The sequence below is a fragment of the Aquirufa sp. OSTEICH-129A genome (assembly GCF_054558355.1).
This window is the reverse complement of record NZ_JBPXKC010000003.1, coordinates 130,286-154,020: the sequence shown is the minus strand read 5'-3', so window position 1 is coordinate 154,020 and position 23,735 is coordinate 130,286. Positions and strand designations below refer to the sequence as shown.

20 protein-coding genes are annotated in these 23,735 nt (G+C 38.3%); 8 read left to right on the top strand and 12 right to left on the bottom strand.

Annotated features, from left to right (window positions below):
- Window position 1 precedes the first annotated feature (1 nt).
- From SKC36_RS07185 to SKC36_RS07150, 8 genes are all read right to left on the bottom strand, one after another.
- Window positions 2–832 (bottom strand): SagB family peptide dehydrogenase, encoded by an 831-nt coding sequence (locus SKC36_RS07185; RefSeq protein WP_459453501.1) that lies wholly within the window; start codon window positions 830–832, stop codon window positions 2–4.
- A gap of 4 nt (window positions 833–836) precedes the next feature.
- Window positions 837–1,556: a tetratricopeptide repeat protein gene (locus SKC36_RS07180; protein WP_459465407.1), complete on the bottom strand. Its 720-nt coding sequence runs from the start codon at window positions 1,554–1,556 to the stop codon at window positions 837–839.
- 3 nt (window positions 1,557–1,559) lie between these two features.
- Window positions 1,560–2,843 carry a YcaO-like family protein gene (locus SKC36_RS07175; RefSeq protein ID WP_459465405.1) on the bottom strand — a complete coding sequence of 428 codons (1,284 nt, stop codon included), beginning with the start codon at window positions 2,841–2,843 and terminating at the stop codon, window positions 1,560–1,562.
- 1 nt (window position 2,844) lies between these two features.
- On the bottom strand, window positions 2,845–3,711 hold the full coding sequence (locus SKC36_RS07170) for a TOMM precursor leader peptide-binding protein (RefSeq protein ID WP_459453504.1): 867 nt from the start codon (window positions 3,709–3,711) through the stop codon (window positions 2,845–2,847).
- Window positions 3,712–3,770: 59 nt separating this feature from the next.
- Window positions 3,771–3,923 carry a hypothetical protein gene (locus SKC36_RS07165; RefSeq protein WP_161566853.1) on the bottom strand — a complete coding sequence of 51 codons (153 nt, stop codon included), beginning with the start codon at window positions 3,921–3,923 and terminating at the stop codon, window positions 3,771–3,773.
- Window positions 3,924–4,123: 200 nt separating this feature from the next.
- Window positions 4,124–4,870 carry a peptidoglycan editing factor PgeF gene (pgeF, locus tag SKC36_RS07160; protein WP_459453505.1) on the bottom strand — a complete coding sequence of 249 codons (747 nt, stop codon included), beginning with the start codon at window positions 4,868–4,870 and terminating at the stop codon, window positions 4,124–4,126.
- On the bottom strand, window positions 4,863–5,501 hold the full coding sequence (locus tag SKC36_RS07155) for a gluconate 2-dehydrogenase subunit 3 family protein (RefSeq protein ID WP_459453506.1): 639 nt from the start codon (window positions 5,499–5,501) through the stop codon (window positions 4,863–4,865). The genes pgeF and SKC36_RS07155 overlap by 8 nt, the downstream gene beginning before the upstream one ends.
- Window positions 5,501–7,255: a GMC family oxidoreductase gene (locus SKC36_RS07150; protein WP_459453507.1), complete on the bottom strand. Its 1,755-nt coding sequence runs from the start codon at window positions 7,253–7,255 to the stop codon at window positions 5,501–5,503. Before SKC36_RS07150 ends, SKC36_RS07155 begins: the two co-directional genes overlap by 1 nt.
- Window positions 7,256–7,551: 296 nt before the next feature.
- On the opposite strand from SKC36_RS07150, the gene mutS reads away from it, so the two are divergent.
- Window positions 7,552–10,188, top strand: a complete 2,637-nt coding sequence (gene mutS, locus SKC36_RS07145; RefSeq protein WP_459465403.1) for a DNA mismatch repair protein MutS — start codon at window positions 7,552–7,554, stop codon at window positions 10,186–10,188.
- Window positions 10,189–10,236: 48 nt separating this feature from the next.
- Here mutS and SKC36_RS07140 read toward each other — a convergent pair whose 3' ends face one another.
- The 3 genes from SKC36_RS07140 to SKC36_RS07130 are packed head-to-tail and all read right to left on the bottom strand — an operon-like array spanning window position 10,237 to window position 12,553.
- Window positions 10,237–11,118 carry an NAD kinase gene (locus SKC36_RS07140; RefSeq protein ID WP_459453509.1) on the bottom strand — a complete coding sequence of 294 codons (882 nt, stop codon included), beginning with the start codon at window positions 11,116–11,118 and terminating at the stop codon, window positions 10,237–10,239.
- A gap of 2 nt (window positions 11,119–11,120) precedes the next feature.
- Window positions 11,121–11,789 carry a hypothetical protein gene (locus SKC36_RS07135; RefSeq protein WP_459453510.1) on the bottom strand — a complete coding sequence of 223 codons (669 nt, stop codon included), beginning with the start codon at window positions 11,787–11,789 and terminating at the stop codon, window positions 11,121–11,123.
- Between the two features lie 2 nt (window positions 11,790–11,791).
- Window positions 11,792–12,553, bottom strand: a complete 762-nt coding sequence (locus tag SKC36_RS07130) for an alpha/beta fold hydrolase (RefSeq protein WP_459453511.1) — start codon at window positions 12,551–12,553, stop codon at window positions 11,792–11,794.
- A gap of 86 nt (window positions 12,554–12,639) precedes the next feature.
- On the opposite strand from SKC36_RS07130, the gene SKC36_RS07125 reads away from it, so the two are divergent.
- From SKC36_RS07125 to SKC36_RS07115, 3 genes are all read left to right on the top strand, one after another.
- Complete coding sequence (locus tag SKC36_RS07125) at window positions 12,640–13,848, top strand: NAD(P)/FAD-dependent oxidoreductase (RefSeq protein ID WP_459465401.1); 1,209 nt, start codon at window positions 12,640–12,642, stop codon at window positions 13,846–13,848.
- Between the two features lie 66 nt (window positions 13,849–13,914).
- Window positions 13,915–15,228, top strand: coding sequence for a vanadium-dependent haloperoxidase (locus SKC36_RS07120; RefSeq protein WP_459453514.1), 1,314 nt, complete (start codon window positions 13,915–13,917; stop codon window positions 15,226–15,228).
- On the top strand, window positions 15,228–15,617 hold the full coding sequence (locus SKC36_RS07115) for a group III truncated hemoglobin (protein ID WP_459465399.1): 390 nt from the start codon (window positions 15,228–15,230) through the stop codon (window positions 15,615–15,617). The genes SKC36_RS07120 and SKC36_RS07115 overlap by 1 nt, the downstream gene beginning before the upstream one ends.
- A 106-nt stretch (window positions 15,618–15,723) precedes the next feature.
- Here SKC36_RS07115 and SKC36_RS07110 read toward each other — a convergent pair whose 3' ends face one another.
- Window positions 15,724–16,809, bottom strand: a complete 1,086-nt coding sequence (locus SKC36_RS07110) for a DUF5009 domain-containing protein (protein WP_459465397.1) — start codon at window positions 16,807–16,809, stop codon at window positions 15,724–15,726.
- A 78-nt stretch (window positions 16,810–16,887) separates the two neighbouring features.
- Here SKC36_RS07110 and SKC36_RS07105 point away from each other — a divergent pair, with 78 nt between their 5' ends.
- From SKC36_RS07105 to SKC36_RS07090, 4 genes are all read left to right on the top strand, one after another.
- A complete protein-coding gene (locus SKC36_RS07105; protein ID WP_459453518.1) occupies window positions 16,888–17,964 on the top strand; it encodes a GHMP family kinase ATP-binding protein in 1,077 nt (358 codons plus the stop codon).
- A gap of 8 nt (window positions 17,965–17,972) precedes the next feature.
- Entirely contained in the window at window positions 17,973–18,839 is an 867-nt protein-coding gene (locus tag SKC36_RS07100) for a sugar phosphate nucleotidyltransferase (RefSeq protein ID WP_459465395.1), read from the top strand.
- A 169-nt stretch (window positions 18,840–19,008) separates the two neighbouring features.
- On the top strand, window positions 19,009–20,322 hold the full coding sequence (locus SKC36_RS07095; protein WP_459465393.1) for a gluconate:H+ symporter: 1,314 nt from the start codon (window positions 19,009–19,011) through the stop codon (window positions 20,320–20,322).
- Between the two features lie 206 nt (window positions 20,323–20,528).
- Window positions 20,529–23,735 carry a SusC/RagA family TonB-linked outer membrane protein gene (locus SKC36_RS07090; RefSeq protein WP_459465391.1) on the top strand — a complete coding sequence of 1,069 codons (3,207 nt, stop codon included), beginning with the start codon at window positions 20,529–20,531 and terminating at the stop codon, window positions 23,733–23,735.

Sequence of the window (23,735 nt, the reverse complement as noted above, 5' to 3'; positions counted from 1 at the left end):
GTTATTTTCCTAAGGCTAGAGCTAAGAGTGTAATTTGACTTGGATTTTGATAGCCGATTAACTGAGCTAAGGCTTCATCATTGAATCCCCCGATAGCACAACTTCCCAGGTCTAAAGATGCGCTTGCTAAATACATGGCTTGCACTATTTCTCCTGCCTCTAGGATAGCCCAGCGAATGCCTCTGTCTAGGTATTTGAAACAAGATCTCTCTAATTCTGCCCCTAAAACTAAAAATGCACTGGCATGGCTATAATCTATATCATTTTTTTGTTGAGCAAATAGGGTCTTATTTAATGCTTGATTTAGCGATTCTTGATGGTCATAAGCATGCAATAATTTAAGTTTATTGGTAAACAAGTCGTATATAAAGACACCTAAAGGAAGCTCGGTAATATGTTGGTTTATGAGGTACACATCGATAGGGTATAAGCCTCCCCCGGATGGTATATTTCTACGTGGAGGCATTAATAATGATGCGTCAAACCGTTGGGTTATGGTATAGCTCAGCTGAAGAAAATGGGAAAGGTCTTGCAAAGATATTTTGTTGATTTGGTCGTAATTTCTTTGGCTATTTCTTAGGCGATTTAATTGATTCAAGGCTTGCGCCAAAGGAGGTATTTCATCCATTTTCAATAAATCATATTCTTCACAAAATCCCAACTCAATGCTATGCTGACTGATATGGCTCATGAAATAGTCACTGGACATAACCGCATTAAGTCGCTCACTATATTCCTTAGCTTGAAAGCTATAAAGTTTACTTTGTTCCAAAAAATCATAGGAAACATCAGTAATACACGGTTCAAATAATAGGTTTCTGACCTTTGCCATGGTGTTAAAGTTTATACTGAAGAAATAAGGTATTATTCGGAAACTTGGTTTTGGCCTCTTGCAAATAGTGTAATGCTTTAGCCTTTTGATTTTCTTCCTTTAGATATCGAATGAGGAATAAATAGGATTCCGTGATTCCCCATTGTGGTTCCTTCGCGTTTTCAGGTGAGCTTAAAGGGAGTGAAATGGCTTTGCTCAGATTTAATTCTACGATTTTTCTACCTCCATACATTTTTGGGGTATAAAAATCATAAATCGCTAATGCATAATAAGCACGAGGATTTTTGGGATTTAATTCGATGGCTCTTTCGGCTAATTTACCCACCTTTCCGGCTTTAATAGGCAATAAAAAGACATTGGTAAAATTGAGTTTCAAGCCATCTATAAGCGACTGCAAAGCCAGGGTTTCAGAGTTAGATTTGGGTATTTTGCTTAAGTATTTGCTGGCTTCTTCTAGGCATAACTGTGCTTTTTTCTCTTCGGCAGGTATCGATAATTTATAATTGAAATAATCCATATAATGTGCATAGGCATTCCAATACCAATAGTAATAGTCGTTGCTGGGATGGTTATTCATAGAGGATATGATTTTTTGTAAACTATCTTTAGGTGTCTTCCAAGTTATTTTTTGAACATCTTGAATGAAGGATTCTAAATTGCCTTGTGACCAGCAAATGCTTGGTAATAGGAAGGTGAGGAGTAAAAAAATGAATCTTGTTTTCATGATTTATGGGAAAGGATGTGGATAGGTAGTAAATAGGTTTTCACCTACTTGTGGATGTAAATTTTTCAAAAAGGGCTGAGTATGTACTCCGGTGAGTAAATTCCACCCAGGGACAATCACTCGGACTACTTCAAAACCTTGGGATTGTACATCTTCTGTGCTTAAGGGTACGACCAAAATATGACTTAAGCCAAGCTGGTTTACTTCTTCCCAAGCACAAATTTTTTTCTTTGTTTTTTCATTTTTTGGAAAGAAGGTATCCAACAAGGAGGCGGCTTGAAGTATGGGAGATTTTACTCTCCAATGAGGAAAGCGATTATAAAATGCAAAATGCTTGTCAAAACTATTGATGGAAACAAATCCTTCCTGATCTAGTATCCAGTCAGCAGGTTTTTGACTTAATCCAATGGCATATTCAATTCCTTGGTAAGCTTCCAAGCATGCTTTGATGATGGAATCTTCCCGATTAAATCGAGCAGCACAGCCCATGGATTGGAGTATTTGTCCTTTGTACGGGAAAAATAAAACAACCACGTGCGTTTCAATCGGACTAATTGGAGATAAATCAAATAGTTGGATTTGAACTCTCGTATTATCAAATAAATGCTGGATGTTTGGGTTTGGGTAGGCCTTTAATACTGAGCTTTGATTCATTCGTCTAATGCGATGTATCCAATAATCTTGTCGGTACCAAAATTCAGCAAATGCATTTCTTTCAGCGCATTCCAAAAAGCCTCCTATCATGGATTTTTGTAAGTTTTCTCCTGCTGATATTCCTGTGGAAGTTTGAAGAACATAGGACTTTTTTTGATCCCAATCCGTATTATGGGGTAAATGAACAGCGAAGGCTGGTACCAAAATGGACTGTTGGTTCAATATATTTTTACCTTCAATCCAACTAATTTTAGCCTCTTTATTCCAAGGGTGATATGGTAAATCTTCTCCATATTGTTCTGGAAGAAAGGGAATGTAAGATTCAACAGGTAAGAATGATTTGTGCTGACTTTTTAATTCATCTTCCGTGGCAAATACCAAGTCCTTGAAATCTTGATGAGAGGCAGCATATCTTTCTACCCATTCACCTATGGCTGAATTATGAGCCTCAATTTGATTAAAACCAATTCCTGAACCTTGGATCCCATCAGTATTCGAAGCCAATAAATTGAGATGCGAGGCTTCAACATAGCTTTGGAACAAGCCAGTAGGCAAGCACCTTCTTGTTGGAATTTGGTATTGATTTCCATGGATTAAATCACCTTTAACCCAATTTATTGTTGGATTCTTCATCTTAATTATTGAAAGTCATGGATTGATTCTTCTTGCAGCAAATGGTGCAATGAGGCACTTTTAGGATTTTGCTTTTTTGTATTTCTAATGACTGTCCATTTACATAATAGCTTTGACCCAGCAGAGGAGAATTGGACAAGTTGGAGTAGAAAAATTTTTGAATTTCACGACCCAGGAAATTCACGAAGGCAGCATAATATAATTTATGTTTAAGGGATGGCTTGAAAATATATTCGTGGTTTTGCGCTTTTTGTAGGGACGAAAAAGCTTTGGGATTTTTTAACATCACTTGCTTTCTATCGGCAAAACAATTCAAGCATGGGCTTAACAGATCGGAGGAAATAATAGGACCAATCGTGAAGGACGAACGATCAATTTCTGAATACAGCAGTGGGATTTTTGTTTCATAACTAAGTTGGGCTAATTGCTGGATTTTTTTGCGTTGATTTAAAAGTGAACCTACAAAAAGGATTAAATCGGCATTCTTGAGGGAGTCCTCCTGGATGTATTCTATTTGATTTTCATTTACTTGATTTAGGGAATCAATGAGGTAGGCGGATTGATTAGTTGGGAAGGAATCAATTAATACATGAATTTTAATTTTTTGAATTTGGGCTGATTGTTGGATTAGTTGTTTATCCAACATCCAATCTATTAATTCTTGAAATGAGGCATTATCGTTTTCAAATTGATCTTGGTGGATTTCGAAAATACTTTTTAGCGAATGCTCCTGACTAATTTCTTTAAGAATCTCTTTGATAAGGGAGGATGATTCTCCATTGATTTCTATTAAATTTTGGTCACCATCTAAGATGAATAGAGAATCTGGACCACAAAATATGGCTTGGTGGGGTATCGTAGTTTTCATGTGTGGAAAGGTATTTTATAAAAATGGGTGGAGATAAAAATCTCCACCCATATCAATAATTAGGCAGTTGCTTCTGCAGGTGCATCATTGTTTGATTTGCAACAAGTACAAGTACAGGTACAAGTTGATCCAGCAAGGGCAACTTCGTTTGATCCTCCGAAAGAGGCATCTCTGTTTTCTAAAACAGTTAAAGTCAATTTTAACTTTTTCATTGTGTTTAGGGTTAGGTTGATTGAATTATTTCGAAGGCAATTTCAAAAAAATGCCTTAATTACCCAATGCTTGTCAAGGCATGATGAGCACAATATCAGTTTATAGATAATTTGAAAGGTTAGAATCTGTTTGAGGAGCCCCTAAGGAGGCATATTTGGAAAAGTCGAAGCCGAGTAGATTTCAAAAACTTGGTAAAAATTTAGTCTTGAAAACCAGCAAAAGCTAGCATTCGGCCGGTAATACCTTGCTCTTTTCGATGCGAAAAAAAGTGTTCGTTATGTTCAACCGTACACCAAGGAGATACTTCTATGTGGGAAATCCCTAGACCCTCTAATTGATTTACCTGATGTTTTTTTAAATCTACATGCCATTTTAGGCCAGGTTTTTGTTTACAATCATCAGGAAATTGGGCAGCCACTTCATCCCCAACCTCAAAATGAGTTAAACTAATGCATGGTCCAATATAGGCCAAAATATCTTCAGGTTTGCTTTGGTATTTATCTAATAAAACATGGGCCGTTTTTGTAACTATGCCTAATACGGACCCTTTCCATCCTGCATGGATAGCAGCAGTAATTTTTTGAATGGGGTCGACTATTAATATGGGACAGCAATCCGCTATTCCAACAGCTGAAAATATTTGTTTTTTAGTGCTGATGATGGCATCATATCCACTCAGATAATCTGGACTTTGGCATTCCCAAATTTGATCTTGATGAGTTTGATAAGATCTAGCAAAGTCTTGGGGATTGATACCCAATGATTGACATAGAAGCTTTAAATTTTCCTGAATGATGTGAGGGGAGTCGTCAGTATGTACCCCTAGGTTTAGGGAATGATAGGGAGCTTGACTTTTTCCTCCGTGGCGGGTACTTACACCCGCCACTAAATGAGGAATATGTTTGAAAATTTCCGGTTTAAGATATAAATCGGAATGTTTAATCATCGTAAGATAATCCGTATTGCTTTAATACGTCATCAGGAACACCCTTCCATTCGTTTGGTGTGTTGCCTTTATAGGCTAAATCGTCCAATCCGATTCTAGACGTATAGAATCCTGTGGCTGTTAAATTTCTCATCAAAGAAAAGAAACTAACACCTTGAGAAAACTGCGGCTTAATTTTTTCAGGATAGGCGATGTCCTCGACAATCTCAATACGTTGCTTAGGGGTAATTTCAGTGAATACTTTACTGAAACGACGTTTAGATTCACCATCTAACCATCTTAATCCACCTCGCATAGGTGTTTTAAATTCTGGCTTATCCTTAACAATAAACTCGATAAACTTAGTCACTCCTGCTTGAGAAGCGCTTCCTGATTTACCGTCTGCCGGGATAATAATATCTGATAATATGGTGATCGTCGCTAATTCATGCGCATTTAGGAACTTCTCAGCCATTAATTTGGCATCACGTTCCGCTTCATCTAAGGTTCTACCATTGGGTACTTTAATCGGAGCGACTTTTTTAGGATCGGGTGCCCCTTCTAAAGCCTCCATGGCTTTTACTTGAGGATTCAATGCAGCTAAGCCCAATGAACTTAAGCCGATATTTTTTAAATAATCTCTTCTTTTCATTACAAATTGGCTTTTTTACGTTGATCAATAATATATTCGGAAGTACGCATCGATAAAGCTAAGATGGTCCAAGTGGCATTTTTATCCCCTTGAGACACAAATGGTGCAGCATCAGCTAAGAACAAGTTCTTCACATCATGCGCTTGACAGTTAGAGTTTACCACGGATGTACTAGGATTGTTACCCATACGAGCAGTTCCTACTTCGTGGATGATACGTCCTGGATCAGCTAAACCGTAATTGGAATCAGCACCAGGTTTCTTACCCATCGGCTTTCCACCCATCGCATCGATAATTTGTTCAAATGTATCTTGCATGTGCTTAGCTTGCTTGATTTCGTAATCGCTCCACTTATAGTTGAAACGTAGTACTGGTATACCATATTTGTCCACTACGTTTGGATCAATTTCACAGTAGTTGTCTTCTCTTGGTACAGGTTCTCCACGACCAGCAAAGCTGACATAAGAACCATAGAAGCGACGGTAATCTTCCTTCAAGGTCGCTCCATATCCACCGGCTGCTTTTTTCAAACCATCACGGGTGAAGTTTTCACGTCCATTTAATCCTTCAATACCCCAACCAAAACCATAGCTAGGCATACCCATACCACCACCGTATTCAATATGGTATCCACGAGGGAAATCTAATTTACTGTTATCACCCCACCAAGGAGAGTAGATGTGAGATCCACCCACACCATCTTCATTGTATGTTTTACGATCAAATAAAGCCGGTATAATGGCCGAGCGAGAAGCTCCTGTTGAGTCGTTGATGTATTTACCTACCACTCCACTGGAGTTAGCGATGCCATTCGGGAAGCGAGAGCTTTTTGAGTTTAATAATAAACGTGCCGTTTCTCCTGCAGAGGCCGCTAATACAACAATTTTACCTTTTACTGAGTACTCTTGTAAGGTACCTGTGTGTACGTAAGAAACGCCAGTGGCTAATCCTGAAATTGGATCTGTCATGACTTCTCTGGCCATGGCATAAGGCAATAAGGTTAAATTACCTGTTGCTGCAGCGGGTTTAACTAATACCGAAGATGAAGAGAAGTCGGCATAGGCCTGGCAAGCTCTCGAGCATTGTGCACAATAGAAACATTGTCCACGCTCATTATTTATGGGCTTAGTTAAAATAGATAAACGAGAAGGAATGGTTGGAATACCAATGGCCTTATTCGCCTTTTTAATCATTAATTCGTGCAAACGCGCCTTAGGAGGAGGTAAGAAAATACCATCTGGATTATTTCTCATTCCTTCATTGGTTCCAAAAACACCAATTAAACGGTCTACTTTATCGTAATATGGCTTCATGTCATCATAGCCAATAGGCCAGTCATCACCTAAACCATCAATACTTTTTCTTTTAAAATCATCTGGACCAAAACGCAAAGAGATACGTCCCCAGTGGTTGGTTCTACCTCCCACCATACGGGATCTAAACCAATCAAATTTGGTTCCCTCTTTACGCGTATAGGGTTCACCATCAATATCCCAGCCACCATAGGCTGCATCAAAATCACCAAATGGACGAGTGGTGTTTGCACCACGGCGCGGCGATTCATAAGGCCATTTTAATTGGGTAATATTTTTGGGATCAGCTGGGTCATAAGGTTGACCTGCTTCTAATAAACAGACTTTCGCTCCTGCTTTGGTTAACATATGGGCAGCCATACCACCACCAGCACCTGAGCCAACAATCACCACATCAAAAACCTCTTGTTGAGATTTGATGTATATGGAAGAATTAATCATAGTTATGGGTTTCGAAATTATTTGGCAAAATAGGGAAATAATTTTTCAATTTCTAATTTTCTTATCCTGAAAAATAGCTTACCTAGGAATATTGAACGCTAATTTATTTGTCTTCTTTCGGTAGGTTTATTTAACGGAAAATTATCCATTGTTCAGTTTTTGTATTTCGTTAAAAAGCTATTTTTTCTCAACCAAAATACTTTCATTTTTGTTTGGATTTAAGCTTCAAAATTAAGCTGAAGGATGAAATAATTCGGGCAAAATTCTTATTTTTACCTCCCTTATATTATTCTAATTTGGCCAGAAAAGCAGCAGATGGACAAGAGCCTTTAAAAAAAGGTGAAACTCCACTTTCCCGACAATTTAATCAAATCAAAGCCAAGTACCCTGGAGCGATTTTGCTTTTCAGGGTTGGTGATTTTTATGAAACTTTTGGGGAGGATGCAGTCAAGGCTTCAAAAATTTTAGGAATTGTTTTAACGCGTCGTAATAATGGAAATGCGGATGATCATCTGGCAGGTTTTCCTCATCATTCATTAGATGTGTATTTGCCCAAATTGGTTCGGGCAGGACAGCGAGTAGCTATTTGTGATCAACTGGAAAATCCTGCTGAGGCGAAAGGAATAGTCAAACGTGGTGTGACAGAATTAGTTACACCTGGCGTTTCTTTTAATGATCAAGTCTTAGATAACAAAAGAAATAATTACCTGGCCTCCATTGCCTTTCCTTCAACTACCCAAAATCTATTTGGATTGGCCTTACTGGATATTTCCACTGGAGAGTATATGTGCTCTCAGGGGCCATTAGCCTATATTCAAAAGCTGATTCAAAGTTTTTTGCCAGCTGAAATTCTGTATCCCAAAAAATGTAGAAATCAATTTTTGGATTCCTTTGGCGATCAGTTTCATTCTTTCAGTTTAGAAGAATGGATTTTTACACAGGATTTTACCTATCCATTATTAACACAGCATTTTAAAACCCAAAATTTAAAGGGTTTTGGAATTGAAGATATGCCCTTGGGTATCATAGCTGCTGGGGTAATTCTCCATTATTTGGCAGAAACGGAACATAAACAAGTAGCTCATATTTCTTCCATTCAACGCATTGAGGAAGATAAATATGTCTGGCTAGATCGGTTTACCATTCGTAATTTGGAGTTAATTCATCCCTCCCAAGAAGGGGGTGTTCCTTTGATATCCTTAATGGATCAAACGCTGACAGCTATGGGAGCTCGCCTACTACGCAAGTGGATGGTGCTACCCCTTAAACAGCTGGCTGAGATTCAAGATCGGCAATCTGGGGTTGCTGAACTGGTTCAAAACAAGGATTTACTGGATTTATTGCTCAGTTATTTGAAACCAATAGGTGATTTAGAGCGATTGATTTCAAAGGTGGCAGCTAGCAGGATTAATCCCCGAGAGTTGGTTCAATTAAAAAGGGCATTGCAACAAATTCCCTTAATCAAGGAATTATTATGGGATAATAGCCAAGGAAGTTTGAAAAAATGGGCCGAACGGTTAAATCCTTGTACCCTTTTAGTAGAAAAAATTGAAAACGCCTTGCGTGATGATGCCCCAATGTTAGCACATCAAGGGGGAATAATTAAAACAGGATTTTTGGCAGAATTGGACGAGCTACATTTACTCTCGTCCAACGGGAAAGGATATTTACAAGATTTACAAAAAAGAGAAATAGAACGTACCGGGATATCATCCTTGAAAGTGGCATATAATAAGGTTTTTGGTTATTACCTAGAAGTAACCAATTCCCATAAAGACCGTGTACCACCTGAGTGGATTCGAAAGCAGACGCTAGTCAATGCTGAGCGATACATTACGGATGAACTAAAAATTTACGAAGAGAAAATTCTGACCGCAGAGGATCGTATTTCGCAAATTGAATATGGAATATTTCAAGATTTGATTCGTGAAGCTTTGGATTATCTGGAACTTATTCAAGTGAATGCTCAAGGAATAGCAACCCTGGATGTGTTACAAAGTTTTGCTAATATAGCCATAAAGCATCAGTATGTGCAACCTGAATTGTTGGAAAATGATACGATTGATATCAAAGAAGGTCGTCATCCTGTCATAGAACAGCAATTACCCGTAGGGGAAAATTATGTTCCCAATGATGTTTATTTGGATAATGAATCTCAGCAAATCATGATGATCACAGGTCCCAATATGGCTGGTAAATCTGCTTTGTTGCGCCAGACCGCATTGATTGTTTTGATGGCACAAATGGGTTCCTTTGTACCTGCCCAGGCAGCTAGCATTGGTTTGGTAGATAAGGTGTTTACACGAGTAGGTGCCTCAGATAATTTATCCAAAGGGGAGTCTACCTTTATGGTCGAAATGACAGAGACGGCAGCTATTTTAAATAATTTATCGAGCAAGTCTTTGGTCCTTTTAGATGAGATAGGAAGGGGTACGTCTACTTACGATGGGGTATCAATGGCTTGGGCCATTGCTGAGCATTTACATAACCATCCAAAGAGTCGGGCTAAAACCCTTTTTGCAACCCACTATCACGAATTGAATCAGTTGTCGGATGATTTTCCTAGAATCAAAAATTTCCATGTTTCTGTCAAGGAAATGGGGAATAAAATCATTTTTCTAAGAAAATTATTACCAGGAGGTTCAGCGCATAGCTTTGGTATTCATGTGGCTCAAATGGCTGGTATGCCTACGGCATTGGTACTTAGGGCCCATGAAATTTTACAACATTTAGAAAAAGATCATATCAAAGAGGATCATGACCAAAAGTTAAAAGATATGCCCAAAGCTAATTATCAATTAAGTCTTTTTGGTGCCGAAATACCAGCAGGCCTAAAAGAGGTTAATGATCAATTGGAAAAATTAGATGTCAACTCGCTATCTCCAATCGAGGCATTATTGAAGTTAAATGAACTCAAGAAAATGATTCATTAGGAATTGTTTATTGAGGTGATTGAATCAATCAAAAATACCTTGATTCCATTAGTTTCTAACGTCCAATCCCCAATTTAATTTATTTCTTAGGGTTTGAAGGAAATCATCACCTGGGATTTTAATTAATCTAGCCGGGAAAGGTGCTTTTTGAACTTCAATACTAAATTGGCTATCCACTACTTTGGATCGCGAATCTATGGAGATAAGGAAATTTTGACTTCGACTACTCACTTCGAATCGTAAATGCGTGTCACTAGAAACTACCAATGGTCGCACATTCAGGTTATGCGGACTCATGGGGGCAATAATAAAAATATCGGAAGTAGGCATGACCAAAGGCCCTCCTACGGAAAGCGAATAGCCAGTAGAGCCTGTTGCCGTGGACACAATTAAACCATCTGCCCAATAAGAATTCAAGTAATTGCCATCTACATAGGCCTTTATAACAATCATGGAGGAAGTATCCGTTTTCATGATTCCTACTTCATTGAGGCCAAAGGACTTGTTTTCAAAAAGATCAATCTCGGTTTTTACCGCAACTAGTCCTCGTTCTTCTACCCGATAATTTCCTTCTAATAAAAAGTCTAGCGCTTGAGAAACTTCTTGGGGTGAAATGGTAGCTAAAAACCCTAGCCTACCTGTGTTGATACCTAAAATGGGTATCATTTTGTCTCCAATGTGTGTCAAGGTTTCTAGCAAAGTGCCATCCCCTCCAATACTCCAGGCCATATCTACATGGCTAGGACCTTCCATAGATGAGTAGGAAGGAATATGCTCCACATCAAAGGAATGTGTTAGTAAGTGTGCTTTAAATACATCTGAAAGGGTAATCTGACAATTTTTAGCAATAATGTCAGCCCATAAGTCTACCATTAGGTTTTTGGTATCACCTGTAAAGGATTTTCCATGAATGGCGATTTTTAGACTCAAAACTATGGATTTAAATATTTCAAAAGTAAATCAAATCGAGCTTGATCCACATCCTCTTGATGGCCAAAAGTAAAGGCTTTTTCAACGGCGACCTCATGTCGTTCCAAGCTTTTTACCAATTGAGAAAATTGGTCAGTTTGAACTTGAATAACCCACTCAGGCAAGGCTTGTGGATTTTTCTCAGAGCGATGAAAAAAACTACGCACCATTAGGCCTTTATTTTCTTCAATGATACGGAGTATTACACTCATGGAATCCCGCTGAGCGTGAAAGGAGATGCGTAAAATCCCTCCATTTTTACCAGTAAATCCAGATTGAATAAACATGGTTGAAATTACATCTTGATGAATATAGCCCATCCAATTGCCTTCTTCATTTACTACTGGCAATAAACTAAATCCGGTATTTTCAAAAAGGGGCAAACTAGCTAAAATATCTTCTTCTAATTCTAATTTATCCTGTTGGAAATCTGCTTGAATATCTTTCAATTTAGCCGCTGAGGAAAGGTTTTGGGCTACTTGTAGGGCAGTTATAGTCCCCACCCATTTTTTCCCATCCAATACACTTAGTGCAGGTACTTTATGTGCTTCTATTACCTTTAAAGCCTTTTGAAGGCTATCTTGCAGAGAAAGCGTAGGATAGTCAAAGGACAAATAGGATAGGACTAACATGGTTAAACTTTCGTTTTTTGCAACCATTTATCTAAAATGGCATTGAATTCATCAGGTCTTTCCATCATAGGGGCATGACAACATTTATCAATGAATTGAAGTTCTGAACCTTGAATTAATTGATTGAATTCATGACCTACATGAGGAGGCGTAATCGTATCATTCAATCCCCAAATTAATAGGGTAGGGGTTTTAATACGGACAATATCTTTAGCCATATTATTCCTTTGCGCAGACTTAGCAATGGCAATGATGCGCATTACTTTAGGTATACTATTGGTGATTTCAAAAACCTCATCAACCAACTCTTTGCTAGCTGTTTTAGGGTCATAAAATGTATATTCGACCCTTTCTTTGATGTATTCGTAATTTCCACGTTTGGGATAAGATCCCCCCATGGAATTTTCAAATAATCCAGACGAACCAGTTAGAATCAATCTTTGAACTTTCTCTGGGTGTCTTAGGGTATAAATTAAGGCAACGTGTCCTCCCAAAGAATTGCCAATTAGGCTAAATTTTTCTAACTGTTTGAACTCAACAAATTCTTCTATAAAAACAGTTAAACCCTCACAACCTGCCTCTTTTATAGGCATGTCATGTATGGGCATTAATGGAATTATGATCCTGTAATTGGATTTAAAATGAGATATCACACCTTCCCAGTTACTTAAAGCTCCAAAAAGCCCATGTAACATCAATAATGTTTCCCCTTTACCCTCGTCGATATAGTGATAACCGTTTTCCTCCTTAATTTTGTAATTCATTCCAGGGAATCATTTAATATGCAAAGTAATAAAAAAGACTTTAAACTTTTGTAAGTTCCAAGAGTTTGTTTAAATATAAATTTATCATGAAACCAATCGTTATAATCGGAGCTGGTATTGCAGGCTTACAAGCAGCTAATGTGTTGCATGAAGGTGGAATTCCGTTTGTCTTGCTTGAAAAACAAGCTCATGTAGGGGGTAGGGTACAAAGTGAGCATTTTCAAGGATTTACTTTGGATCATGGCTTTCAAGTTTTACAAACTTCTTACTCGGAGGTGCAGCAAAGTTTACGATTGGCCGATTTGGATTTATCTTATTTTGATTCTGGGGCTTATTTATGGAAAGATAAATCTTGGCTGAGCTTTTTTAGTCCATGGCAACAAACCTTTTCTTTATTCAGAGCCTTAGGTGATGGAATCATTAGCTTGAGTGATTTGGTTAAGTTGGCTCAACTTTGGCTGAAAATTCAATTGGATGCGAAGCCTATGTCTAACAATCCGTTGACAACCCAAGAATACATTGATTCCTTACGTTTTTCGCCGACTTTCCAAGACGGATTTTTGAAGCCTTTTTTCTATGGTATTTTCTTGGATGAATCATTAACTCAGCCTGCTTCATTATTTGTTTTCTATTTGAAACAATTTTTAGAAGGGAGGGCAGCGCTTCCAAAAGGTGGTATGGGCGCTATTTCCAATCAATTGCTACAATCTTTGCCTGCCAGTTCGGTTCGATTGAATACCGAGGTGGAAAGTATAGAAGAAGGAAAGGTCGTTTTGAAAAATGGTGAAACTTTGGAATGTGCAAAGGTTATTTTGGCTGCTAATCCTACGGCTGCTAGCCACCTTTTAGATATTCCAGTAGATAAGGGGGCTATTCTTCAAAGTAAAACATGCTATTTTTCTGCCGACGAATTTCCTAATGAGGGGAAATTATTACATCTAATACCTAAGGCTGAGGAATCAAACATATTGCATTTTGCTTGTCTCAGTAAGGTGAACCCAAGCTATGCACCAGCAGGAAAAGAATTGATTTCTGTTACTACCCTAAAAACAGAGCTAAGCGAGGAAGAGATTAGAAAAGAAATGGCTCGCTTTCTTGGGCAGGAAAAATTAAATTGGAAATTTTTAAAAGCATACTCAATTCCGGAATCTTTGCCTAAACAAGGTTTTTGGAATTTGATTAAGCAGAAAGCCCTTGAAAAGGGAATCGTACTTTCGGGAGATTACACACAATACCCATCTTTGCAAGCGGCATTTGCATCGGGTCGCTTAGCCGCAGAGTCAGCGATTAGCTGATTTTTGTCAATGTTTCCATTCTAAATAGAAGTATTGGTATATTTGTTATTCCAAAAATCAAACCCAATGAAGAGATATTTTATTTTGTTTGTTGCAATATGCTTTGCTGCCTGCAAATCAGATAACCCTAATTATCAAGAGGAAGCTGCTAATCCTGAGTTTTTGATTCGCTCTGAGGTAATGCTGACAGAAAGTATCATTCATGATATTTTTGCACCGCCGGTTTCTTCAAGAATTTACATGTATGCCAGCATTGCAGGATATGAGGCTGCTTTACATGGGAATAAAGGGTATAAATCTTTAGTTGGTCAACTGAATGGATTTGAAAAAGTAGCGCAACCGAAAGCTGGAGAGGAATACTGTTTTCCAGTGGCCTCTGTTCGAGCTTATTTGGCAGTAGGAAAGAAGTTGACCTTTGCCCAAGAACTTTATGAAGAATTTGATAAGAAATTAGAAGCTGATTATAAGAAAATAGGTATTCCAGAAGATGTGTATGCGCGTTCCATTGCTTTTGGTGATTCTGTAGCCGAATCCATCATGAAATACGCGGCAAAAGATAATTACAAACAAACGAGGGGGTTCAGATTTACCGTGACAAATTTACCTGGGACTTGGACGCCAACACCTCCAGCCTACATTGATGCCGTAGAGCCTTTTTGGACCAAAATTAGACCGGCAGTTTTGGATTCATCTTCTCAATTTAGGGCTCCTGAACCTAGTAAATTTGATATGACTAAGGGTAGCCCTTATTACAAAGAGGTGATGCAATCTTATGAAACAGTGAAGAATTTAACGAATGAACAAAGAGACATTGCTAATTTTTGGGATTGTAATCCTTTCAAAATGAATATCACCGGCCATGCCATGTTTGCTACCAAAAAGATGTCACCCGGAGGCCACTGGTTGGGAATAACGGGTCAGGTTTCTAGGCAGTTGAAAAAGAATTATATAGAAACAGCAGAGGCTTTCGCCTTAACTTCCATTGCTATTTTTGATGGTTTTATTTCTTGTTGGGACGAAAAATATCGATCCATTCGTATTCGACCTGAAACGATTATCAATGCTAGTATAGATAAAACATGGATGCCTGTTTTGCAGACACCTCCATTTCCTGAATACACCTCTGGTCATAGCACCATTTCGCGTTCGGCGGCGGTTGTTTTAACCAAGTTGTTTGGGGAAAATGTAGCCTTTAATGATTCAACTGAGATTCCTTATGGCTTACCACCTAGAAAATTTACTTCTTTCATTCAAGCCGCTGACGAAGCATCCATCAGTCGATTATACGGAGGCATTCACTTTTTACCAGCCTTAGATGAAGGTGCGAAACAAGGACAAAAAGTAGCTACTTGGCTGACACAAAAAATAAAAACCCATTAATGAAAAGCGACATCACATCGAAAGAAGATATTCAAGTTTTTGTCAATGCTTTTTATAAAAGTATGACCTCAGATGATTTGGTAGGGCATATTTTTCTTGATGTGATGCATGTGGATTGGGATCATCATTTGCCCAAAATGTATGATTTTTGGGAGATGCTTTTGTTGGATGGCCATGCCTACAAAGGGGCACCCATGCAACCCCATTTGTTAGTGAATCAAATTGTCCCACTTACCAAAGCCCATTTCGAGCATTGGATAGAATTATTTACCAAAACGATAGATTCCTTATTTGAAGGACCCAAGGCAGAGGAAGCTAAAACGAAAGCCTTCAATATCGCTCAAACCTGGGCATATAAATTTGATTATATGAACAAATTGGATAAATAGATAGATTATCAATTTATTTGAGTGATAAATCAGGATTTTTTTGCTTTTTCGGGAGGGGTTTAAACAACGTTGTCAAGGTTTAAAACCTTGACAACGTTGTTCTTGCCTACAATGAAATGTAGATTTTATGCTTATCTAGCCAAACGGCAATAAAACCAATGATTCCAAGTACCACCAAGGAGTTAATTAGTTCAGCAATATTTTCAGTAATATGAATTTTCTCTAAAAAACCACCCACAAATACAAAGGAGGCTTTATTTAGCCATTGTGGTCCGACGGATTCAAAAAACAAATAAATAAAAATAGAATTTTTGCCAAAAGAAAGTATGTAGTTTGGCGCGGGAATGATGGCCTGACTTCTCTCCCAATTTACATAAAAGGCTGCCATCATTAAGGATATCCATCCCCCAGATGCTAGCGTAAAGGAAAGGGTAGCTGTTCTTTTGATAATGGGGATTCCAGCAAAATCAAGTCCATAACCCACTAAGATTCCTAATAAGCCCAATCCAAATAGGGTTCTAATTACTATTTGATGTGATGAACTTCGGTGGATGATTCGTCCAATTAATGCCCCCCAAATGGTATGTGCAGCCGTAGGAATGCAATTGATGGCAATCCAATGCCCACCACTTAATTTCCCCATGAAGAGCATATCCATATAAGAACCAAAGTTTTTATCAGGGGTATAGGGCTCATTGTAACCGGGAATATCACTAAATACGTATAAGCTGTGTGAAAGCAATAATAACAGCAATGAAGCAGCTATTTGTAAAGGAATTGAAAAACGTAGTAAGAAAAATGCTATGATGGTGGTGACAGATAGCTGTGTTAGCACATTCCACAATTCAAAAACGAGTCTCTCTTTTCCAAGGCAATGTAATCCTGTTCCAAATAAAAATAAAAGTAAAGAACGTTTTAGAACTTTTGGCCATAGAGTTAAATAGGTATCCCCACTGTCTAACCTTTTATAGGTAGAAAAGTACAGGGCTGCCCCAGCTATCATCATAAATCCAGGTTGGATTAAGTCCCAAAAGTGTAAACCCTGCCATTTGACATGGAAAAATTGGGTGATGATAAAATTGTCAGGAAATAGATTGTCCAGATTATGATACAAATCTGTGCTTTCCGCAGCAAGAAGAAAGAGGATAAAGCCTCGGAAATAATCGACGGATGGGATGCGCTTCGTAATCATCGATAGTATTTAAGTGTTTCAAAGGTAAGGTATTTTTTTAAATCTAATTTGTACTTTTGTTATACATTAAATTTTAGCATGATTGTTTCTACTCCCGGTCGGATTTGCTTGTTTGGCGAACATCAAGATTATTTAGGATTACCTGTCATTGCAGCCGCAATTTCGAAACGCATACAAATGAAAGGCCAATTTCGGGCCGACAAAACCGTTCGATTTTCCCTTCCAGACATCCAAGCTGTTGAAGAATTTGAATTAGAATTTCCATTAGTTTACACCAAAGAAAGAGATTATTTCAAAAGTGTTTGCAATGTTCTTCATCGTAAAGGACATTCACTAGCAAAAGGTTTAGAAATAGAAGTTCGGGGCAATATTCCAATTAATTCAGGGACCTCAAGTTCATCTGCACTGATCGTATCATGGGTTAAGTTTCTTTGTGAAATGTATCAAATTCCTGCCACACAGAAGGAAATTGGTGAAATTACCTATGAAGCAGAAGTGTTGGAATTTACAGAGCCAGGAGGAATGATGGACCAGTATTCTACAGCCGTAGGGAATGTGATATTTTTAGAAAGTAGACCCAAGATAGCTATTGAAACCTATTCCCGCGATTTAGGCACTTTCGTGTTAGGAGATTCTCTTGAAGCCAAGGATACACTAAAAATATTAGCCCATGTGAAGTTTGGCATGTTGAGTGGCTTGGAAAAAATTCAGCAGGTGAATCCTGACTTTGATTTGGAAAAAGCTCAGTTGGAGGACTGTTTAGCATATCAAGCCATTTTGACGGAAGCAGAATGGGTTTTACTTCAAGCCAATATCTCAGATCGAGATATTTTATTGGAAGCTAAGGCTATGTTCGAGGGAAAGTCAGAGTGGAGCGATGAAAAATTAGGCGACTTGTTGAATCGACATCAGGTAAACTTACGTGAACATAAAAAAATATCGACTACTAAAATCGATCGAATGATTCAAGCATCGCTAGATGCCGGTGCCTTAGGAGCAAAAATCAATGGTTCTGGGGGAGGAGGCTGTATGTTTGCGTATGCACCCAAACATCCAGAGAAAGTGGTAGAAGCCATTGAAAAGGAGGGAGGAAAGGCCTACATTATTCGTGTAGACGAAGGTACTAAAGTGGAAAAAGAAAGTTTGTTTTATTAATTCAGGAAATGAAAAAAAGATTATTGATTTTAGCTGGAGGCATGGCTTCTCGTATGAAAAAGGCGCTTTCCGAAGGAAGTGATTTGGATCCTAGCTTGGTAGCCCAAGCAAATTCTGTTACCAAAGGAATGATTCAAGTGGGTAAAAATGGGAAGACATTAATCGATTATCAATTATACAATGCTCATTTAGCTGGTATAGAAGAGGTTATGCTGTTGTTGCACCCCACCGATCAAGTAACTCAAGCTTATTGTGAAGATTTGATGTCGCGGGATGCTTGCTGGGGTTTGAAAATCGTGTTTGCTCGTCAGCAAATACCTGCCGATCGAGAAAAACCAGCAGGAACAGCTGATGCAGTGTATCAAGCCTTGATGCAACATGCGGATTGGCAGCAGGGCAGGGTGATCGTATGCAATTCAGATAACTTATACTCGGTTAATGCCTTAAAAACACTTTGGTCAACTGATCATGCGCAAGCTTTGATTTCGTATCATCGAGATAGCCTTTTATATCCAGCAGAAAGAATTTCGGCCTTTGCTTTAATTCGTACTGATGCAGAAGGATACTTATTAGAGATTATTGAGAAACCTACTGCCCAACAGGCTGATGAGTTAATGGCTCAACAAGGTCGTTTGGGAGTAAGTATGAATATTTTTGTTTTCGAAGCAGCTACCTTTCTGCCATATTTGGCCAAAACGCCTTTCCATCCTGTGAGAAATGAAAAAGAATTACCGACCTCGGTAGCATTATTTGGAGAAGGAACGGGTAAAGGATTTTTCGCGATTCCATTGGCTGAAAATGTCCCTGATTTAACATCTAAAGAAGATATTTTAGTGATGCAAAAGTATCTTGAAGATACTTATGGTGATTTTTAATAGAGATTATAGGTGTAAATAGCGTTGATTTGCTGGCATTCTAACTTAGGATGCTGAAATGTTCAAAGCATTCTATATATTTGGAATTAAATGGAGTATTTTAAAGAAAAAATAAGCTTTTGCTAATAAACTTTGATGCTTCATTTAATTCACTCTATCAAATGACCTCATGACTATTGCTATTGTCGTTTTATGTATTTGTCTTTTAGTTTTTTTAATTACATATCAAAAGGTTAATGCTTTTATTGCCTTTTTAATCATCAGTTTAACGACAGGGTATTTACTGGGTTTACCTTTGGGTGATTTGGCAAAATCCGTTCAAAAAGGAATTGGCGACACGCTTGGCTCATTGGTCACCATCATTGTTTTAGGTGCCATGTTAGGGAAGTTGGTGGCGAGCAGTGGAGCAGCACAGCAAATATCAAGTAGCTTGATTCAGGCATTTGGCCAGAAAAATATGGCATGGGGACTCATGCTGACGGGATTTATCATAGGAATACCTCTTTTTTATAATGTTGGTTTTGTTTTGATGATTCCACTTATTTTTTCTTTGGTTCATCAATTTAAATTACACCCTTTGGTTACCGGAATTCCAATGATGGCCTCCTTATCAGTGGCACATGGTTTTCTTCCTCCACATCCATCTCCAGCAGCTTTAGTTGCTCAGTTTGGAGCAAACATGGGGACCACCCTGTTTTATGGAATCATTGTATCCATTCCGGCTATTGTTTTTGCAGGCCCTATATTTTCCAAAACCTTAACTCATTTACCCATTCGTTCGCTAAAAGCATTTCAAGGGGAACCAATCCCTGAATCAAATTTGCCAAGTAGAACTTCTAGCTTCATTACCGCCTTATTTCCTGTATTCCTTTTGGTATTAACCACTTTGGCAGATTTAAAAATCGATAAAAATTCTTCTTTAACTCCATTGATTCATTTGATTGCAGATCCTTCCATGGTGATGCTGATTGCTATTTGTGTAGCCACTTATACCTTAGGTTTACGTATGGGTAAAAAAATGGAAGAAGTTATGCTCATATATACGGATGCGGTAAAGGATGTGGCAATGATTCTGTTAATTATTGCTGGTGCCGGATCATTGAAAGAAGTATTATTAGTTTCAGGGGTAAGTAAGGAGATTGCGAGCTACCTACAAACATTACCATTTCCGCCTTTAGTCTTAGGATGGTTGATGGCAGCCATCATACGTGTATGTGTGGGTTCTGCCACCATTGCAGGATTAACCGCAGCTGGAATGATTTATCCGATAGTATCTACAGGTTTAGTTAACCCTAACTTAATGGTTTTGAGTATTGGAGCAGGAAGCCTGATGTTTTCCCATGTCAATGATACTGGGTTTTGGTTATTTAAGGAATATTTTAACTTATCTGTTAAAGAAACCATTCGTTCATGGTCTCTCATGGAAAGTATCGTGTCCATTGTTGGGCTAATCGGGGTGCTTGTCCTCAATCAATTTATTTAATGGAAAATTTGCAATTTTTTAATAATAAATTGAGTAGATTCTAGTTAACTCGGAAAAATTCAAAAACAAATTTTGCCATATAGCTCTTACAGGCGTTTTTTCGCTTGTAGACTTGTCTTTATACATAATTTTCTTTGGTATCTATTGGAAAATTTATAATTTGCCAACGTTTTCAAATTATTTTTTCATTAAATAAACTAATCAACATGAAAAAACTCTTACTAGTGATGGCACTAGTAACGACTGCGTGCAGTTCGTTACTAGCCCAATCAAGGGTGGTTACCGGTAAAGTAACTGCTTCCGAGGATGGCGCTGCGCTTCCAGGCGTTAGTGTTAGCCTTAAAGGTACCTCGCGTGGTGTAACTACCACAGCTGATGGTTCTTACAAAATCAGTGTTGACAATGGAGCGGCTCTTCAGTTCTCCTTTGTTGGTTACAAAGCTCAAACAATTTCTGTAGGAAGTCAAAGCACGATCAATGTGGTGTTAGTGGCTGATGCAGCTGAATTAAGCGAGGTAGTTGTAACGGCCTTAGGTTTAACACGTACGAAAAACTCATTACCTTATGCTGCACAGCAGGTTAAAGGAGATGAATTGACTCGTGTTAGAACAGGTAATGCATTTTCTGCTTTATCAGGTAGAGTAGCAGGACTTCAAATTATTCAGGGAAATGCGATTGGTGGTTCTACCAACGTCGTTATTCGTGGAAATAAGTCCTTAACTGGTAACAACCAGGCTTTATTTGTAGTAGATGGTGTACCAGTAGATAACACTAACAAAAACACGGGTAACCAACAAACGGGTCGTGGTGGTTATGACTATGGTAATGCGGCAGCAGATATTAACCCAGATGATATCGAGTCTATGACGGTATTGAAAGGTGCAGCTGCAACAGCTCTTTATGGTTCTCGTGCTTCCAATGGTGTCATCATGATTACTTCTAAAAAAGCGAAAAAAGGATTAGGTTTGACAATTAATGCTGGTTTAACAGTAGGAACAATTGATAAATCTACCTTTGCCACTTACCAAAACCAATATGGTGCTGGTTATTCTGATCCATATCAAAAAGATGGTTTCTTATATTTTGACGCCAATGGTGATGGAGTAAAAGATTTAGTTATCAATACAGCAGAAGATGCTTCTTATGGTACTAAGTTCAATCCATCTTTAATGGTTTATCAGTGGGACGCTTTTGATCCAGCTGGTCCAAACTACTTGAAAGCTAGACCATATGTAGCAGCTACTAATACGCCATCTAAATTTTATGAGACGGCTATTTCTAATAACGTTAACGTTCAATTAGATGGAGCTACGGATCAAGGTACTTTCAAATTAGGTTATACACGCAACGATGAGCGTGGTACTTTACCTAACTCTAACGTAACTAAGAACATCATGAATTTAGCTGGTTCTTATAATATCTCTAAAAAAGTTACAGCATCTGCTGCAGCTAACTTCTCAGTGATTGAAGGTAAAGGGCGTTATGGTTCTGGTTATAGTGGTTTGAACGTTAACCAAAACTTCCGTCAGTGGTATCAAACTAACGTTGATATCTTAGAGCAAAAAGAAGCTTATTTCAGAAATCAACAAAACGTAACTTGGAACTGGTCTGATCCATCATCAGCGGCAGGTTTGAAGCCAATCTATACAGATAACTACTATTGGACTCGTTACCAAAACTACCAGAACGATACACGTTCTCGTCTTTTTGGAAATGCGATGGTTAACTACAAAGCAGCTGATTTCTTGAATTTCATGGGTCGTGTGACTGTGGATACTTATAATGAGTTCCAAGAAGAGCGTATTGCGGTTGGTAGCCAAGGCGTTCCAGGATATACCCGTTTTGATCGTACCTTCCAAGAGCTTAACTACGATTTAATGGCAAATTTTGACAAAGAAATCGTAAAAGATTTAAACCTAAAAGCATTAGCTGGTTTGAACTTACGTAAATCTTATATACGTTCGATTTCTGCTGGAACCAATGGCGGTTTAATTGTACCAGGATTATATTCAATTGCCAATTCAAGAGGTACTGTTTCTGCTCCGGGAGAAAGTTATCAACCACGTGAGGTATTTGGTATCTTTGGAGGTTTAACTTTGACATACAAGGATTTCTTAACCTTAGATGGTACTATCCGTCAGGATAAGTCGTCTACTTTGCCAGTGGCAAACAATGCTTACTTATACTATGCTGGTTCAGCTAGCTGGTTATTCTCTCACCACATTGAAGATCTTCCTTGGTTGACTTCAGGTAAATTGAGAATGAACTATGCAACAGTAGGTAATGATGCTCCTTGGGGATCAATCAAGAACGTATATGACAAACCAGATCCATTTGGTTCAACCATTTTGTTCTCTGCTCCATCGACTCAGAACAACCCATTCTTAAAGCCTGAGCAAACTCAAAGTAAGGAGATCGGTTTAGAGATGGCTTTCTTACAGAACCGTTTAGGTTTTGACTTAACGTATTACCACACGAATACATTAGATCAGATCTTACCTGCATCTGTTTCTTCTGCAACAGGTTTCTCAAGTACTTTTGTGAACGCTGGTAATATTGAGAACAAAGGTTTTGAAGTTAGCTTATATGCTAGCCCAATCAAAACAGCTGATTTCTCATGGAATGTTAACGTAAACTGGACTAAGAATACAAGTTTAGTATTGAGCTTGTACAATGATAGCAAGAACTTACAGTTAGCTACTTTCCAAGGTGGTGTTAGCCTAAATGCTTCAGTAGGTCAACCATATGGTATCTTACAAGGCAGAACTTGGAAGACCTTAAATGGTCAGAAATTGGTTAAAGCTAATGGTCGTTATGACTTGACTTCTACTACAACAAACAATATCGGAAACGTAAATCCTGATTGGATTGGTGGTATCAACAACTCATTCAAGTATAAGAATGTGACATTGAACTTCTTGATTGATATGAAGCGTGGTGGTAGTGTATTCTCTTTAGATCAATACTATGGTCAAGCTACGGGTGTTTATCCTGAGTCAGTTGGTAATAATGATAAAGGTAATCCTTCTCGTTCTCCAGTTGCTGAAGGTGGTGGTGTAATCATGCCAGGAGTTTTAGCGGATGGTTCTGCTAATACAATTCGTGTGGAAAATGATTATGGTACATATGGTTATGCTTATAACCCAGCTGCAGCTTTCGTTTACGATGCTAGTTACATCAAGTTAAGAGAAGCAAACATTGTTTACTCTTTACCAGGTTCAGTTGTACGTAAATTAGGAGGTGTTAAAGGAGTTGATCTTTCTATTTTCGGAAGAAACTTGTGGATTATCCAGAAATATGTTCCTTATGCTGATCCAGAGGAAAACCTTTCTGCTGGTAACATCCAAGGAAATCAATCGGGTGCTTATCCAACTACTCGTTCGATTGGATTTAACATCAAATTATTATTCTAA

What these genes read in the sequence shown, in the direction of transcription:
- SKC36_RS07185 (WP_459453501.1), bottom strand. Translation starts at nt 832, where the DNA reads ATGGCAAAGGTCAGAAACCTATTATTTGAACCGTGTATTACTGATGTT.
- SKC36_RS07180 (WP_459465407.1), bottom strand. Translation starts at nt 1,556, where the DNA reads ATGAAAACAAGATTCATTTTTTTACTCCTCACCTTCCTATTACCAAGC.
- SKC36_RS07175 (WP_459465405.1), bottom strand. Translation starts at nt 2,843, where the DNA reads ATGAAGAATCCAACAATAAATTGGGTTAAAGGTGATTTAATCCATGGA.
- SKC36_RS07170 (WP_459453504.1), bottom strand. Translation starts at nt 3,711, where the DNA reads ATGAAAACTACGATACCCCACCAAGCCATATTTTGTGGTCCAGATTCT.
- SKC36_RS07165 (WP_161566853.1), bottom strand. Translation starts at nt 3,923, where the DNA reads ATGAAAAAGTTAAAATTGACTTTAACTGTTTTAGAAAACAGAGATGCC.
- pgeF (WP_459453505.1), bottom strand. Translation starts at nt 4,870, where the DNA reads ATGATTAAACATTCCGATTTATATCTTAAACCGGAAATTTTCAAACAT.
- SKC36_RS07155 (WP_459453506.1), bottom strand. Translation starts at nt 5,501, where the DNA reads ATGAAAAGAAGAGATTATTTAAAAAATATCGGCTTAAGTTCATTGGGC.
- SKC36_RS07150 (WP_459453507.1), bottom strand. Translation starts at nt 7,255, where the DNA reads ATGATTAATTCTTCCATATACATCAAATCTCAACAAGAGGTTTTTGAT.
- SKC36_RS07135 (WP_459453510.1), bottom strand. Translation starts at nt 11,789, where the DNA reads ATGTTAGTCCTATCCTATTTGTCCTTTGACTATCCTACGCTTTCTCTG.
- SKC36_RS07130 (WP_459453511.1), bottom strand. Translation starts at nt 12,553, where the DNA reads ATGAATTACAAAATTAAGGAGGAAAACGGTTATCACTATATCGACGAG.
- SKC36_RS07125 (WP_459465401.1), top strand. Translation starts at nt 12,640, where the DNA reads ATGAAACCAATCGTTATAATCGGAGCTGGTATTGCAGGCTTACAAGCA.
- SKC36_RS07120 (WP_459453514.1), top strand. Translation starts at nt 13,915, where the DNA reads ATGAAGAGATATTTTATTTTGTTTGTTGCAATATGCTTTGCTGCCTGC.
- SKC36_RS07115 (WP_459465399.1), top strand. Translation starts at nt 15,228, where the DNA reads ATGAAAAGCGACATCACATCGAAAGAAGATATTCAAGTTTTTGTCAAT.
- SKC36_RS07110 (WP_459465397.1), bottom strand. Translation starts at nt 16,809, where the DNA reads ATGATTACGAAGCGCATCCCATCCGTCGATTATTTCCGAGGCTTTATC.
- SKC36_RS07105 (WP_459453518.1), top strand. Translation starts at nt 16,888, where the DNA reads ATGATTGTTTCTACTCCCGGTCGGATTTGCTTGTTTGGCGAACATCAA.
- SKC36_RS07100 (WP_459465395.1), top strand. Translation starts at nt 17,973, where the DNA reads ATGAAAAAAAGATTATTGATTTTAGCTGGAGGCATGGCTTCTCGTATG.
- SKC36_RS07095 (WP_459465393.1), top strand. Translation starts at nt 19,009, where the DNA reads ATGACTATTGCTATTGTCGTTTTATGTATTTGTCTTTTAGTTTTTTTA.
- SKC36_RS07090 (WP_459465391.1), top strand. Translation starts at nt 20,529, where the DNA reads ATGAAAAAACTCTTACTAGTGATGGCACTAGTAACGACTGCGTGCAGT.